Annotated in this window: 13 protein-coding genes; 8 read left to right on the top strand and 5 right to left on the bottom strand. The window is 64.0% G+C overall.

Features of this window, described 5'->3' with window-relative positions:
- Window positions 1-54: 54 nt before the first annotated feature.
- The gene (gene dnaG / locus PSV26_RS13365; RefSeq protein WP_300571385.1) at window positions 55-2,025 is read right to left on the bottom strand and encodes a DNA primase; all 1,971 of its coding nucleotides are present in this window, start codon (window positions 2,023-2,025) and stop codon (window positions 55-57) included.
- Window positions 2,026-2,129: 104 nt separating this feature from the next.
- Between dnaG and PSV26_RS13360 the strand changes: the two genes are divergently transcribed.
- Both PSV26_RS13360 and PSV26_RS13355 read left to right on the top strand, forming a co-directional pair.
- Complete coding sequence (locus PSV26_RS13360) at window positions 2,130-3,776, top strand: acyl-CoA synthetase (protein ID WP_300518869.1); 1,647 nt, start codon at window positions 2,130-2,132, stop codon at window positions 3,774-3,776.
- Between the two features lie 89 nt (window positions 3,777-3,865).
- The gene (locus PSV26_RS13355) at window positions 3,866-4,777 is read left to right on the top strand and encodes a YihY/virulence factor BrkB family protein (RefSeq protein ID WP_300571384.1); all 912 of its coding nucleotides are present in this window, start codon (window positions 3,866-3,868) and stop codon (window positions 4,775-4,777) included.
- Window positions 4,778-4,822: 45 nt separating this feature from the next.
- Here PSV26_RS13355 and PSV26_RS13350 read toward each other — a convergent pair whose 3' ends face one another.
- The 3 genes from PSV26_RS13350 to PSV26_RS13340 all read right to left on the bottom strand — a co-directional run bounded on the left by PSV26_RS13350 (window position 4,823) and on the right by PSV26_RS13340 (window position 8,951).
- Entirely contained in the window at window positions 4,823-6,679 is a 1,857-nt protein-coding gene (locus tag PSV26_RS13350; RefSeq protein WP_300571757.1) for a gamma-glutamyltransferase family protein, read from the bottom strand.
- 218 nt (window positions 6,680-6,897) lie between these two features.
- On the bottom strand, window positions 6,898-7,656 hold the full coding sequence (locus PSV26_RS13345) for a 3-hydroxyacyl-CoA dehydrogenase (protein ID WP_293592354.1): 759 nt from the start codon (window positions 7,654-7,656) through the stop codon (window positions 6,898-6,900).
- A 239-nt stretch (window positions 7,657-7,895) separates the two neighbouring features.
- Window positions 7,896-8,951, bottom strand: a complete 1,056-nt coding sequence (locus PSV26_RS13340; protein ID WP_300518874.1) for an extracellular solute-binding protein — start codon at window positions 8,949-8,951, stop codon at window positions 7,896-7,898.
- 151 nt (window positions 8,952-9,102) lie between these two features.
- On the opposite strand from PSV26_RS13340, the gene PSV26_RS13335 reads away from it, so the two are divergent.
- A complete protein-coding gene (locus PSV26_RS13335) occupies window positions 9,103-9,969 on the top strand; it encodes a patatin-like phospholipase family protein (protein WP_300571755.1) in 867 nt (288 codons plus the stop codon).
- 262 nt (window positions 9,970-10,231) lie between these two features.
- Here PSV26_RS13335 and phaP read toward each other — a convergent pair whose 3' ends face one another.
- Window positions 10,232-10,774 (bottom strand): TIGR01841 family phasin, encoded by a 543-nt coding sequence (gene phaP, locus PSV26_RS13330; RefSeq protein ID WP_300518876.1) that lies wholly within the window; start codon window positions 10,772-10,774, stop codon window positions 10,232-10,234.
- Between the two features lie 276 nt (window positions 10,775-11,050).
- Between phaP and PSV26_RS13325 the strand changes: the two genes are divergently transcribed.
- The 5 genes from PSV26_RS13325 (at window position 11,051) to pncB (ending at window position 15,121) form a co-directional block, all read left to right on the top strand.
- Window positions 11,051-11,986, top strand: coding sequence for a histone deacetylase (locus tag PSV26_RS13325; RefSeq protein ID WP_300571382.1), 936 nt, complete (start codon window positions 11,051-11,053; stop codon window positions 11,984-11,986).
- Window positions 11,987-12,036: 50 nt separating this feature from the next.
- Entirely contained in the window at window positions 12,037-12,483 is a 447-nt protein-coding gene (locus PSV26_RS13320; RefSeq protein WP_300518886.1) for a thioesterase family protein, read from the top strand.
- A 41-nt stretch (window positions 12,484-12,524) separates the two neighbouring features.
- Window positions 12,525-13,181 carry a nitroreductase gene (locus PSV26_RS13315; protein WP_300519638.1) on the top strand — a complete coding sequence of 219 codons (657 nt, stop codon included), beginning with the start codon at window positions 12,525-12,527 and terminating at the stop codon, window positions 13,179-13,181.
- A 236-nt stretch (window positions 13,182-13,417) separates the two neighbouring features.
- A complete protein-coding gene (locus tag PSV26_RS13310; RefSeq protein ID WP_293592346.1) occupies window positions 13,418-13,762 on the top strand; it encodes an FKBP-type peptidyl-prolyl cis-trans isomerase in 345 nt (114 codons plus the stop codon).
- Window positions 13,763-13,933: 171 nt separating this feature from the next.
- A complete protein-coding gene (gene pncB, locus PSV26_RS13305) occupies window positions 13,934-15,121 on the top strand; it encodes a nicotinate phosphoribosyltransferase (protein WP_300518889.1) in 1,188 nt (395 codons plus the stop codon).
- Window positions 15,122-15,168 lie beyond the last annotated feature (47 nt).

Here is a 15,168-nt window from a genome sequence, read left to right as displayed (position 1 = left end):
AAAATCGGATTATACCCTGTTGCCTCATTTTTGGGCAACAAAAATGGGCCTGGATCAGCTATTTTTCAGCAGGCCGGACAAGGCTTCGTAACGCTGCCTGGCCGCCGGGTCGGTCAGCACCCGGGGCAGCAAATCAACCATTTCCTGCTGGCGCTTGAGCTTGAGGAGCTGGTCCAGGATGGCGCGGACCTCGTTCCAGTCGCACTCGATGCCGTCCAGAAGCTGGGCGATCTGGTCAATCGCGTGTTTCTCGTGCGGGTGCTCGCGCAGGCCCTCGCGCAGCGCCGCCCAGGGCTGCGGCCCGTGTTCGTGCAGCTGGCTCTCCAGCCAGACAAACAGCGGGCCGTGCGGCGCCGGCAGCTCCGACAGCAGCACGTGTTCTTCCCCGCTGAGCTTGTCCCAGCTTTGTGGCTCGGTCAGCATCAGCCGCAGCACCCGGTCCTCCCGGCCGGCCGGCAACACCCGCCCGGCGATGCGCCGCGGCGGGCGGCTGGCACCGGGCTTGGCGCCGAAGCTGCGGCCGGCAGACCCGCCTGCCGGCGACGTGTCCATGGGCAGCGAGGCAGCGTAAGCGCCTTCGTCGTGCAGGTCGGCGAAGTTGCCGGAAAACTCCCCGAAATCCGGCGCACCGCCCGACATTTCAGGTGTTTTAGGCCGTTGGCCCTTGCCCGGTGTGCGCGAGCTGCTACTGTTTTTATAGTGCGGCGCGGCCGGCTGCCAGATTTGCAGCAGTTCGCGGCTGTCGATCAGCACGGTGTCGGCGATCTCGGCGAGCAACTGGTGCTTGAGCGTGCCGTCGGGCAGCAGGCTCCACAGCGGGCGCGCATTGCTGGCCATGTGGGCGCGGCCTTCGGCGGTGTCCAGGTCGCAGCCTTCGCCGGCGGCTTCGAGCATGAATCTGCTCAGCGGCACGGCCTTGGCGACATAGGCGGCAAACCCTTCCTGGCCGTGTTCGCGGATGTAGCTGTCGGGGTCGTGTTCGGCCGGCAAAAACAGGAACTTGACGGTGCGTACGTCGGTGGCAAAGGGCAGGGCGGCGTCCAGCGCCTTGCGCGCGGCGCGGCGGCCGGCACTGTCGCCGTCGAAGCTGAAGACCACCGAATCGGTAAAACGGAACAGTTTTTGCACATGGTCGGCGGTGCAGGCCGTGCCCAGGGTGGCCACGGCGTTGGCAAAACCGAGCTGGGCCAGCGCCACCACGTCCATGTAGCCTTCGGTGACCAGCGCGTAGCCGTGTTCACGCAGGGCGGTGCGCGCCTCGAACAGGCCGTAGAGCTCGCGGCCCTTGCTGAACACCGGGGTTTCCGGCGAGTTCAGGTACTTGGGCTTTTCGTCGCCCAGCACGCGCCCACCGAAACCTATGCATTCGCCCTTGACGTTGCGGATCGGAAACATGATGCGGTCGCGGAAGCGGTCGTAACGCTTGGCTTCGCCCTGCGAATTTTCCTCACCCGGCTCGCCGGTGATGACCAGCCCGCTTTCGACCAGCAACGGGTCGTTGTAGTCGGGGAAGACGCTGGCCAGTGCGCGCCAGCCTTCGGGCGCGTAACCGAGGCCGAAGGTTTTTGCAATTTCACCGGACAGGCCGCGGCCCTTGAGGTAATCAATGGCGCGCGGTGCGCTCCGCAGGTGCTTGATGTAGGCGATGCCGGCTTTTTCCAGCACGCTTGTGAGCGTGGCCTGCTGCTCGCGCGCCTGGGCGGCGCGGGCGCGCTCCTGCGGCGAGACGTCGTCTTCGGGCACCTGCAGGCCGTACTGCTGGGCCAGGTCTTTCACGGCCTCAACGAAGGTCATGCCGCCGTGCTCCATCAGAAAACTGATGGCGTTGCCGTTTTTTCCGCAGCCGAAGCAGTGGTAGAACTGCTTGGACGGGCTCACGCTGAAGGAAGGTGATTTTTCGCCGTGGAAGGGGCACAGCCCCATGAAATTGGCGCCGCCTTTTTTGAGTTGTACATAACGCCCGACGATGTCCACCACGTCGGCGCGCGCCAGCAGTTCCTGGATGAATGATTGGGGAATGGCCACGGCTGTATTGTGCCTCCAGCGCCGGACGTGAGGCGGGTCAAGGGCCAGGCGCCAGGCTGCGGCTACCATGGCTGCACAGACCGCCCAACCCCGAGGAGATTTAGATGCCCAGCATTTTTGACCAGGACTTAGCGCCCAACGAGGCGAATTACGCTGCGCTGTCGCCGCTGTCGTTCATTGAGCGCACCGCCGAGGTCTACCCGGATCGGCTGGCGGTGGTGCATGGCGGCTTGCGCCGCAGCTGGTCCGAGGTCTTCACGCGCTGCCGGCAACTGGCGAGCGCGTTGCAGCAGCGCGGCATAGTCAAGGGCGACACGGTGGCCGTGATGCTGCCCAACACCCCGCCCATGGTGGAGGCGCATTTCGGCATTCCGGTGACCGGGGCAGTGCTCAATGCGCTGAACACCCGGCTGGACCCCGAAACCATTGCCTTCATGCTGGACCATGGCGAGGCCAAAGTGCTCATCGTTGATTCCGAGTTCGCCGGTGTCATGAAAAAGGCGCTGGCCCTGCGCCAGTCGGTCGCGCCGCTGCTGGTTATCGATGTGGAAGACGCGCTCTACACCGGGCCGGTCGAGCGTATAGGCAGCATCACTTACGACGAGTTTCTGGCCAGCGGCGACGCGGGTTTTGCCTGGCGCCAGCCTGACGACGAATGGGACGCGATAACGCTGAACTACACCAGCGGCACCACCGGTAACCCCAAGGGCGTGGTTTACCACCACCGCGGCGCGGCGCTCAATGCGGTGTCCAACATCCTCGAATGGGACATGCCCAAACACGCGGTGTACCTGTGGACGCTGCCGATGTTTCACTGCAACGGCTGGTGTTTCCCGTGGACGGTGGCGGCGCGCGCCGGCGTCAATGTCTGCCTGCGCCGGGTCGAGCCGCAGGCGATTTTCGACGCCATCCGCCAGCATGGCGTGACGCACTACTGCGGCGCGCCCATCGTGCACGGCCTGCTGGTCAACTCGCCCGACAGCATGAAGCACGGCCTGCCGCGCGGCGTCAAGGCCATGGTGGCCGGTGCGGCGCCGCCGGCGTCCATGATCGAGGGCATGGAGGCGCTCGGCTTTGACCTGACCCATGTCTACGGCCTGACCGAGGTCTACGGTCCGGCGACGGTGTGCGCCGCGCAGGACGGCTGGGAACAATTAGATATCGGCGAGCGTGCCCGCCTCAACGCGCGCCAGGGGGTGCGTTACCACCTGGAGCGCGATGTGCGCGTGCTCGATGCGCAGACCCTGCAGCCGGTGCCGCAAGACGGCGAGACCATGGGCGAGATCATGTTCCGGGGCAACATCGCCATGAAGGGCTACCTGAAAAACCCCAAGGCGACCGAAGAGGCTTTTGCCGGGGGCTGGTTTCACAGCGGCGACCTGGCCGTGATGTACCCCGACGGTTACATCAAGATCAAGGACCGCAGCAAGGACGTGATCATCTCGGGCGGCGAAAACATCTCCTCGATCGAGGTCGAAGACGTGCTGTACCGCCATCCCGACGTGCTGGCCGCTGCCGTGGTGGCCAAGCCCGACGAACGCTGGGGCGAAACCCCCTGCGCCTTTGTCGAGCTCAAGGCCGGGGCGACGGCGACCAGGGAGGACATCGTGGCGCACTGCAAGAAACACCTGGCCGGCTTCAAGGTGCCGCGCGCGGTGGTGTTCGGTGAGTTGCCCAAGACCAGCACCGGCAAGATCCAGAAGTTCGAGCTGCGCAAGCTGGCCGGATCGGCGGCGGCGATTGATGTATGACACCAGGCTGGTTCGCTATAAAAACAATAGCTGCTTGCGCATGTCCGGTAGGGGCTTGAGGCATATTTGATGTTAAACAGGCCGCTGCCATGACCCCCGGACCCCAGGCCGCTTATGTGATCCGGCACCCCGGCGCCTTTGCGCTGCGCGTGTTGCGGGGTTTTCGCGCCAACCAGGGCTTGCTGCTGGCCGGGGCGGTGGCTTATTACGCCTTGCTGTCGATTGTTCCGTTGCTGATCCTGATGGCGATTGCGCTGTCGCATGTGATTGACCAGTCGGCGCTGCTGGAGGCGCTGGGGCGCTACATCGGCTGGCTGGCGCCGGGCCAGGCCGACTTCATCGTGAGCGAGCTGGAAAACTTTCTCGCCCACCGCGAACTGATGGGCTGGGTGCTGCTGGCCACCATGCTGTTTTTCAGCTCGCTGGCCTTCACCGTGCTGGAAAACGCGATGTCGGTGATTTTCCTGCACCGCGTGGCGATACGCCGCCGCCGTTTCCTGGTGTCCGCGCTGCTGCCTTACGTCTACATCCTGTGTCTGGGTATGGGCTTGCTGCTGGTGACGCTGGTCTCGGGCAGCTTCCAGGCCCTGGGCGACCAGAGCCTGGAGTTTCTGGGCTACAGCTGGTCGCTCAGCGGGATGTCGGGCGTGCTGCTTTACCTGCTGGGCCTGGCCGGCGAGATTTTTGTGCTGACCTCGGTCTACCTGGTGATGCCGGTCGGCAAGCTCTCGCTGCGCCATGCGCTGATTGGCGGCATCACGGCGGCGCTGCTGTGGGAAGTGACGCGCCATCTGCTGGTCTGGTACTTTGGCACCTTGTCACAGGTTGGCCTGGTGTACGGCTCGCTGACCACGGCCATCATTGTCCTGCTGAGCCTGGAGCTGGCCGCGACGCTGCTGCTGGTGGGCGCGCAGGTGATTTCGGAATACGAACGTTTAGGCACCGGCAAGCAGGACGCACCGGCCAAGCCGATGCGAACCAGCGCGCTACCAAAACAATAGCTTTTTGCGCCCGTCCTGCAAGGGCTGCAGTCGTTTTTTTTCTGTTCAGTCCCCCATCACCACGCCTTCGCGGCGCGGGTCGGCGCCGCCCAGCCACAAGGGCGTGCCGTGCGCCTGGCCGCGGGTGATCGCCTGCAGGCCGCTGGTCATGTTCATTTCGCGTACTTCAGCGCCGCGGGCTTTGAGCGCGTCGACGGTGGCCGGCGCAAAGCGTTTTTCTTCCAGCAGGGTCGGGCCGTTGAGCGAGCCGAAGTTGGGCAGGTTGATGGCCTGCTGCGGCATCAGGCTCCAGTTCAACACGCCGTAAAGCGTCTTGGCGGTGTAGTGGATGATCAGCGCGCCGCCCGGGCTGCCGCCGCTCATCACGAGTTCGCCGGTGGCCTTGTCAAACACCAGGGTGGGCGCCATCGACGAACGTGGGCGTTTGCCCGGCTGCACGCGGTTGGCCACGGGCTTGCCATCGGCATCGGTGGGCGCAAAGCTGAAATCGGTCAGCTCGTTGTTCAGCAAGAAGCCCCTGACCATCTGGCGTGAGCCAAAAGCGTCCTCGATGGTGGTGGTCATGGCGATCGCATTGCCGAATGAATCCACGATGCTGATGTGCGAGGTGCCGTATTCGGGCTGGTCGGCCATGGGCGCGTAGGCGCTTTTCATGCCGCCGGGCAGGCCGGGTTTGGCGACCTTCATGCTTTGTCCGCCGGGCTGCGCGGCGATCAGCCTGGCGCGTTCGGCCAGGTAGGCCGGCTCCAGCAGGCTCATCCAGTTGCCTGCAGGCGGCTGCACGAAGTCGGGGTCAGCCAGGTACTGCGCGCGGTCGGCAAAGGCCAGCCGCGCGGCTTCGGTGTACAGGTGCAGCCAGTCGGCCGACGGTGTGGGCGCGGGTGTGACGCCGTCGCCACCGGTGCCGGTGACCAGACCCAGCGTGGCAGCGGGTGTGTTGTTCAGGATGCCCAGGATCTGCCCGACCGCAATCGCCCCCGAGCTGGGCGGCGGCATGCCGCAGATGCGGTAGTCGCGTGCCTGCGCCCGGTAGTCGTGGCAGATCGGCTCGCGTTTTCTGGCCTGGTAGCCGGCCAGGTCGGCCAGGCTCAATTTGCCGGGGTTGGTCGGGTGGCTTTGCACCTTGCTCACGATGGCCTGGGCAATGTCGCCTTCAAGCAGGGCTCTGGAGCCACCGGCGGCGATTTTTTTCAAGACATCGGCCAGCGGCTGGTTGCGCAGCAGGCTGCCGGCGGCCAGCGGCTCGCCGTTGGGCTGGTAAAAGTAGGCGGCGGCCACCGGGTCTTTTTTCAGGTGCGGCTCGGTTTTCAGCAGGGTGGCCAGCCGTGCGCTGACCTTGAATCCGCCCTCGGCCAGTGTGATGGCCGGCACGAAGAGCTGCGCCCAGGGCAGCTTGCCGTATTGCTGGTGCGCCATCTCCAGCATGCGCACCGTGCCCGGCACACCGACCGAACGGCCGCCCACCACGCCGTCGATGAAGGCCAGGGGTTTGCCGTCGCCGCCGACAAAGAGTTTTTCGTCGGCGGCTGCCGGCGCGGTTTCGCGGCCGTCAAAAGCCTCGACCTTGCCGCCGCTGGCGTGCAGCAAAAAGGCGCCGCCACCTATGCCGCTCGATTGCGGCTCGACCAGCGTGAGCACCATCTGCACGGCAATCGCCGCGTCGATTGCCGAGCCGCCGGCCTTGAGCACCTGATAGCCGGCATCGGTGGCCAGCGGGTTGGCCGCAGCGACGGCGAATTTGCTGGCAGCCCAACCGGGCTTTTCGGTGTACCCCGACGCGCCTTCGGGCTGCGCCGGCACGTTGTAGGCGAAGGGCGGGGCCGTGGCACAACCGGCCATCAGCAGGGCGGCGGCCAGGGCCAGGCCAGCAAGCGGTGACGGGAAAGCGGGGTGCTTGGTCATGAACGCGGGGGCAACGGTTTTCATGGCTTCTCCAGTGGGGGAGGGGTCATGGTAAACCCAAGCCCGGTGTGGCGGAGCCGGATCAGCCCCGCTGGGAGGCCGATTTTGTAAGCAGCAGAAAAAAGGCCGAGCTGACGGGGTTTACAGTCAGATCGGCCTTCAGCCCAGACGGGGCGGGCGCAAGAAGCTATCAATACGATAGCATTTTTTTGAGCAGCTTAGCGCGGCGCCAGACGAATCGCGCCGTCAAGGCGGATCACTTCCCCGTTGAGCATGTCGTTCTCAAAAATGTGCTGCGCGAGTTTGGCGTAGTCCTGCGGCGTGCCCAGCCGGCTGGGGAAGGGCACGGAGGCGGCCAGCGAGTCCTGCACTTCCTGGGGCATGCCGAACATCATGGGCGTGCCGAAGATGCCGGGCGCGATCGTCATGTTGCGGATGCCGTTGCGCGCCAGGTCGCGCGCGATCGGCAAGGTCATGCCGACAATGCCGCCCTTGGACGCGCTGTAGGCAGCCTGGCCGATCTGGCCGTCGTAGGCCGCGACGGAAGCGGTGGAGATCATCACGCCGCGCTCGCCGGTGGCTTCGGGTTCGTTCTTGCACATCGCATCGGCGGCCAGGCGGATCATGTTGAAGCTGCCGATCAGGTTGACCGTGATGGTCTTGCTGAACACGCCAAGGTTGTGGGCGCCGTTTTTGCCGACGGTTTTTTCGGCGGGTGCGATGCCGGCGCAGTTGACCAGGCCCATGAGTTTGCCCATGGACACAGCCTTGGCGACGACAGCCTGGCCATCGGCCTCCTGGCTGACATCGCACTTGACGAAGGCGCCACCGATGTCTTTGGCAATCGCCTCGCCTTTTTCAACCTGCATGTCGGCAATCACCACCTTGCCGCCTTTGGCCGCCAGCATGCGCGCCGTGCCTTCCCCGAGACCCGATGCCCCGCCGGTGACGATGAATACTTTGCCTGCGATGTCCATGTGATGTTCCTTGGAGAAATAGTGAGGGGAGGGTGTTGCGGAGTTGACGTTAACGTCAACGTCAAGGGGCAATTATCACGCATAACAATCACGCATCAAAAAGCCCGGCGGACCGGGCTTTTTGATGAACGGGGCGCTCTCTTTTCAAGCGGGGGCCGCGGGTCCGGCTCTGCCGGCCTGCAGGCGCAGCGCCCCCTCGGGGGGCAGAAAGCTACGCGAAGCGAGCGAACGTGGGAGCGTTATTTATAGCCGACGCGGTCCAGCATCTGCTGCACCTTCACCTGGTTGGCGCCGACGGTGCTGATCGGGATGGTCTCGGACTTGAAGCTGCCGCCCGACATGGCCTGCAGGGCCGGGTTGCTGACCTTCACCCCCGCGACGACGGGCCACTCGTTGTTGCCGTTGGCAAAGTAGTTCTGCGCGTCGGGGCTGGCCAGGTACTCCATGAATTTCACCGCGTTGGCGCTGTTCTTGGCATTTTTGGCAACGGCCGCTCCGGCGATGTTCACATGGGTACCCCAGGACTGCTGGTTGGGAAACACCACGCCGACCTTGTCGGCAATCGCCTTGTCTTCCGGCGCGGAAGACCGCAGGATGCGCGCGAGGTAGTAGCTGTTGGTGATCGCGATGCCGCATTCGCCGCTGGCCACGCCCTTGATCTGGTCGGTGTCGCCGCCCTTGGGCGGGCGGGCCATGTTGGCCACCAGGCCCTTGAGCCACTCTTCGGCCCTGGCGGCGCCCAGGTGTTCGGTCACCGCGCCGAACAGCGACAGGTTGTAGGGATGCGAGCCCGAACGGGTGCACAGCAGGCCCTTGTTTTTCGGGTCGGCGAGTTCTTCGTAGGTGTCGACATCGGCCTTGTTGACCTTGAGCTTGTCATAGACGATGAGGCGGGCGCGTGTAGAAAAACCGAACCAGGTCGTGCCTTCAGGCGTGGCCTGGGCACGCAACTGTGCCGGAATCGCCTTTTCCAGCAGGGGCGACTTGATCGGCTGGAACAGGCCTTCGCTGTCGCCTTTGGCCAGCCGCGCGGCGTCCACCAGCAGGATCACGTCGGCCGGGGAGGCTGCGCCCTCGGCCTTCAGGCGCGCGAGGATGCCGGCATCGTCCGCGTCCACGCGGTTGATCTTGATACCGGTGGTTTTGGTGAAATTGCTGTAAAGCGCCTCATCGGTCTGGTAGTGGCGGGCAGAATACAGGTTGACCACCTGTTCCTGCGCACTGACGCCGCCTGCGCCGCCCATCAGGGTGGCAGCCACAGCCAGGGTGGCCAGAATCGGGGATTTTTTCAACATGGTGTTCGCTGTGAAGGTTGGAATGGAAATTAGTGTAATACAAACGCGAATTATTCGCAATAGCTTTGAGATCGCGAAAGCTTTGGCGGGCCGGGCGGCGACCTGGCTGCGTCGCCGGGTGGCACGGTCTGCTGTTGCGGCCGGGCTCGCCATGCTGGCCGGTTGCGCCGGCCTGCCCAGCGGCCCTGCCGGTCCGGGGGCGCCGGTGAGCGGGAGCGCGGCCCAGCGCCCGCTGCGTATCGGCCTGGCGCTGGGTGGCGGGGCTGCGCGCGGTTTTGCCCATGTAGGCGTGATTGCGGTGCTGGAAGAGGCCGGCATCCGGCCCTCCGTGGTGGTGGGCACCTCGGCCGGCAGCCTGGTCGCAGCCCTTTACGCCAGTGGCAAAAGCAGCGCGCAACTGCAGCAGACGGCCCTGGCCATGGAAGAGGTCGCGATCACCGACTGGATGCTGCCGATTTTCGGCCGCGGCATGTTTCGCGGCGAGGCCCTGAGTCGTTATGTGAATGATCTGGTCGCCGGCCGTCTGATGGAGAACATGGCCATTCCGCTGGGCATCGTGGCGACGGACCTGGGCAATGGCCAGCCGGTGCTGTTCCGGCGCGGCGACACCGGCATGGCCGTGCGGGCATCCAGCGCCGTGCCGGCGGTGTTTGTGCCGGTCAAAATCAATGGTCGCGAGTATGTGGACGGCGGCCTGGTCTCGCCGGTGCCCGTACGTTTTGCGCGCCAGATGGGCGCCGAGCTGGTGATTGCCGTCGATATCTCCAACCCGCCTGAGGCCAACACCGCCGACGGCACGCTGCAGATCCTGCTGCAGACCTTTGCCATCATGGGCAAAAGCATCAACCAGTACGAGTTGAAGGATGCCGATGTGGTGGTGCAGCCCTCGCAGGTGGGCTTGAAAAGCGCCGACTTCTCGGCCCGGCAACGGGCCATCGATGCCGGTCGGGCGGCGATGCAGGCGGCCCTGCCTGCACTGCGGACCAGGATGGACACCTTGCGCACCGCGGCCCGGTGATGCTCTTCTTTTTATAGCTGACCGCGAACGGCGGGACAGGGCTCAAGGCCGTTTCTGCCAAAAAAAAGCCCGATCTTGCGATCAGGCTTTGAAGGGGTCCGTGAAACTTGATTTCTGGAAGGACCCGAGGAGACAACCGGTGGAAACTTGCGCCCCGATACTTGTCTATCGGCAGCCAGCTCCGGAATCTGTAGGGGTTTGGATTTTTCAAACCCGGCTTGAATCAGCTGGCGGCTCGGCCAGCGAATTCAAGCCCTGTTCATTAACGCTTTTTGGAAGCGGTTTTGGTGGCGTTCACAGCCGTGTTGGTCACGGCGGTGAGGTTGGCTTCGGCCATGTCGCTGGCTTGTTTGACGGCCTTCTGGACCGACTCGAAAGCGTTGGTGGCGGCAGCCACGGCGCTTTTCATCACGGCCACAGCGGACTCGGAACCGGCCGGCGCGTTTTTGGCGGCGCTGTCAACCAGACCCATGAATTTGGCCTGGGCTTCAGCAGCCTGGCCTTCGAAGGCCTTGCCGACTTCAGCACCGGTGCCGGTGGCGATGTCGTACAGGTGGCGGCTGTAGGCGGCTGTTTTTTCAGCCAGGGGCTGCATCAGGCTCGCTTGCAGGGCCAGCAGTTCTTGCGCGTCTTTGGCGCCGAGCATGGTCTGGGTGTGGTTGGCGGTTTCAGCCAGGGCAGCCTTGGAAGCCTGGACATTGAGTTCCACCAGTTTCTCGACGCCTTCGAAAGCCTTGCTGGTCAGACCAAACAGGGTTTCAACGGTTGCTTTGTGGGAAGCCATGATTTGTTCAGCGGTCAACATATTTAAATCTCCAATAGGTGGGTTAAGAATTCAATTAGTTGCGCTGCCGGACAATCTGCTGTTGGGCTTGTCTTGTCGATTGCTGCACTGCAACATAACTGAAGTATACGGACTGGATGCGCGATAGCAAGCGATTTATGTTGCAATGCAGCATTTTAGAGATCAGGCTCTAGCGACAGAGGAAAACCGCGGGTTTTGGGTTCCCGTCACAATGCAGGCGACCGCCACCGCGCGGGTGGCGCATTCCTCTTGTCGACTCTTCCGGTACATCCATCCGTGCAAGCCTTCTACGCCGACCACTTTGTCCTGCCCTTGCCGGCCGGGCACCGCTTTCCGATGGCCAAATACCAGCGCCTGCGTGACCGCGTGGCGCGCGAGTTGCCACAGGTGCGTTTGGGCGTGGCACCGCGGGCCAGCGACGGCGAGCTGGCGCTGGCGCACGCACCGGCCTACATCCAGGCGGTGGCCGACGGCACGCTGGACGCGGCGGCCATGCGCGAGATTGGCTTTCCCTGGAGCACGGAGATGGTCGAGCGTTCACGCCGCTCGGTGGGCGCCACATCGGCGGCAGCACGTGCGGCCCTGGGGTTGCAGGGCCGTGCTGAAGGCGTGGCCGCCAACCTGGCTGGCGGCACCCACCACGCGTCGGCAGGCAAGGGCGGGGGCTTTTGTGTGTTCAACGATGCGGCCGTCGCGGCCCGCCAGATGCAGATGGAGTGGGCGCGCAGCCACTACACGCCGCTGCGGGTAGCGATCATCGACCTGGACGTGCACCAGGGTAACGGGACGGCCAGCATTTTCAGCGCTGACGACAGCGTGTTCACCCTGTCACTGCATGGGCAAAAGAATTTCCCCTTCCGCAAGGAGGCCAGCGACCTGGACGTGGACCTGCCGGACGGCTGCACGGATGCCCCTTACCTGCAGGCGCTGGAGCATGCACTCGACGAGCTCGAGCGGCGCTTCGCGCCTGGCCTGGTGATCTACCTGGCAGGTGCCGACCCGTTCGAAGGCGACCGGCTGGGACGGCTCAAGCTCAGTTATGACGGCCTGGAGGCCAGGGACCGGCGCGTGTTTGACTGGGCCTGGCAACGCCGCATTCCGCTGGCTTTCGCCATGGCCGGCGGTTATGGCGTCAACATCGACGAGACGGTGCAGGTGCAGATGAACACCTTCCGCGTGGCGATCGAGTACTGGAAACGCTGGAACGGCTGATCCCCGCGCGCGGTCCTGCCTGACCATCGGCGCTGGCAGAATGCTTCCTCATGACTTCCCCGACACGCCCCCAGGCTGAGCCCCGCAGCGCCTACAAGGTCTTCCGTCCGATAGCCACACGCTGGTCCGACAACGATGTGTACGGCCACGTCAACAACGTGGTGTATTACAGCTGGTTCGACACCGCGGTCAACGGCTACCTGATCGAGAGCGGCGCCATTGACATTCACGCGGGCCCTGTCATCGGGCTGGTCATCGAGACGCAGTGCAACTACTTTGCGCCTCTGTCCTTTCCCGAGCCGGTGCTCGCAGGCATCCGCGTGGCGCATGTCGGCTCGTCCAGCGTGCGCTACGAGGTCGGGCTGTTCCCTGGCCGGGACGGTGCAGCCTTGAGCGCCGCCAGGGGCCATTTCATCCACGTCTATGTGGACCTGCACACCCGTCGGCCCGTGCCCTTGCCGCCCCAACTTTTGACCACCCTGGAGACCCTGAAGTGACCGAACCCCTCAATGCCGTGGATGAAGCCATCCACAGCCGCATGTCCGTGCGCGCCTTCCTGCCCAAAGCCGTGCCCCGCGAAACCCTGGAACAGTTGCTGGCGATCGCCAGCCGCGCTCCCTCGGGCACCAACACCCAGCCGTGGAAGGTGTATGTGCTGCAGGGAGGCAGTCGTGACAGCCTGGTCGGCAAGGTCTGCGCCGCGCATGACGCCATCCGCGCCAACCCCGAGCTGGCCGCGCAGTACAAGGAGGAATACGACTACTACCCGGAAAAATGGGTTTCTCCCTACATTGACCGGCGCCGCGAAAACGGCTGGGGCCTGTACGGCCTGCTTGGCATCGGCAAGGGTGACAAGGACAAGATGCATGCCCAGCACCAGCGCAACTACCGGTTTTTCGACGCACCCGTCGGCCTGATGTTCACGCTGGACCGCGTCATGGGCCGCGGCAGCCTGGTGGACTACGGCATGTTCATGCAGAACATCATGGTGGCCGCGCGCGGCCATGGCCTGCACACCTGTCCGCAAGCCGCCTGGAATGGTTTTGCCAAGATCATCCTGCCGCATATCGGCGCCGGCGACGACGAAATGCTGGTCTGCGGCATGGCGCTGGGTTATGCCGACGAGTCGGCGCTGGTCAACACTTTCCGTACGCCGCGCGTCGGTGTGCAGGCCTTCACGACCTGGCTGGATTGATTGAGCCCCCACGGTCGCTCACTGCGTGTCGCTCCCTTCCCCCCGAGGGGGCCGCTGCGCCTGCGGACTGGCAAAGCCAGATCCGCGGCCCCGGCTTGAAGGGGGCATCCGTGGTCTCCCACCTTTCCGTTCGTCCTGAGCCTGTCGAAGGGCTCTGCGGAAAGGGTGGGCTTGCGGGTAAAGTCAGGGGTTGGCGCCGAATAGCGTAGTTTCCATTTTTTTACAGAAAGACCCCTATGAACACCACTCCCTCCGGCCTGCAGTACGAAGACACCGTGCTCGGCACTGGCGCGATCGCCAAGGCCGGCCAAAATGTCAAGGTCCATTACACCGGCTGGCTCTACAACGATGGCGTGCAGGGCGCCAAGTTCGACTCCAGCAAGGATCGCGGCCAGCCTTTCGAGTTCTCGCTCGGTGCCGGCCAGGTCATCAAGGGCTGGGATGAAGGCGTGCAGGGCATGTCGGTGGGCGGCACGCGCCGTCTCGTCATTCCGGCCGACCTCGGTTACGGTGCACGCGGCGCGGGCGGCGTGATCCCGCCGAACGCCACGCTGCTGTTCGAAGTCGATTTTCTGGGTTAAGTATTCTGTGATTCCACGCGGCCTGGGCACTTCCAGAAATTCAGTTTTTTGGGATGAAGTGCAAGGCGCACGGCGCGCAGGATACCGGAATGCACTTGGGTGCATGAGGATTCCGAGCACCGCGCAACGCCGCAATTCGCCCAAAAAATGGATTTATGGAGGTGCCCGACCATGATCATCACCAGCCTGCTGGACACCGATCTCTACAAGTTCACGATGATGCAGGTGGTGCTGCACCAGTTTCCGGGTGCGCAGGTCGAGTACCGTTTCAAGTGCCGCAACGCCGGTGCGCCCGGCGTGAGCGACCTCGCTCCGTACGTCAGTGAAATCCGCGAGGAAATCCGTGCCTTGTGCGGCTTGCATTTCCAGGATGCCGAACTCGCCTACCTGCGCGGCATGCGTTTCATCAAGAGCGATTTTGTCGATTTTCTGGGGCTGTTTCACCTCAACGAAAAATACGTCAGCGTCAAGGCCTTGCCCACGGGCGAAATCGAGGTCGTGATCGAAGGGCCGTGGCTGCACACCATCCTGTTCGAGATTCCGGTGCTGGCCATCATCAACGAGGTCTATTTCCGCAATACGCAAAAGCTCGCCGATGTGATGGAGGGACGCAAGCGGCTCGACGCCAAGATCGGACTGTTGAAGGGCGAAGGCCTGGCCGCCCTGAAGATCGCCGACTACGGCACGCGCCGCCGCTTTGGCCAGGCCTGGCATGAAGAAGTGCTGCGCACCCTGATTGCGCGCCTGGGCGCCGGCAGTGCCGGCCAGTTTGCCGGGACCAGCAATGTGCTATTTGCCATGAAGCTGGGCCTGACGCCGCTGGGCACCATGGCGCACGAGTACCTGCAGGCCTGCCAGGCCCTGGGGCCGCGCCTGCGTGACAGCCAGGTGTTCGGCTTCGAGTCCTGGGCCAAGGAGTACCGCGGCGACCTGGGCATTGCGCTCAGCGATGTGTACGGCATGAGCGCCTTTCTGCGTGATTTCGACCTCTATTTCTGCAAGCTGTTCGACGGCGCGCGCCACGACAGCGGCGACCCGTTTGCCTGGGGCGAGCGCCTGATCGAGCACTACCGCAAGAACCGGGTCGATCCCCGGACCAAGACACTGATTTTCAGCGATGCCCTGACGGTGCCCCGCACCATCGAGCTTTACCAGCAGTTCCGGGACCGCTGCCAGCTCGCCTTCGGCATAGGCACCAACCTGACCAATGACCTGGGCTACGAACCGCTGCAGATTGTCATCAAGATGGTGCGCTGCAACGGCCAGCCGGTGGCCAAACTCTCTGACACACCGTCCAAGAACATGTGTGATGACGAGAAATACCTGGCTTACCTGCGTCAGGTTTTTGACATTGCCTGAGAGGGACAATGGGCGGTGGTGTGCCGCCGTGCGGCATCATGAAAATA

Source organism: Polaromonas sp., assembly GCF_029945685.1.
GTDB lineage: Bacteria > Pseudomonadota > Gammaproteobacteria > Burkholderiales > Burkholderiaceae_C > Polaromonas.
Note: the sequence above shows the minus strand (reverse complement) of the source record. Positions and strands in the feature narration are given on the sequence as shown.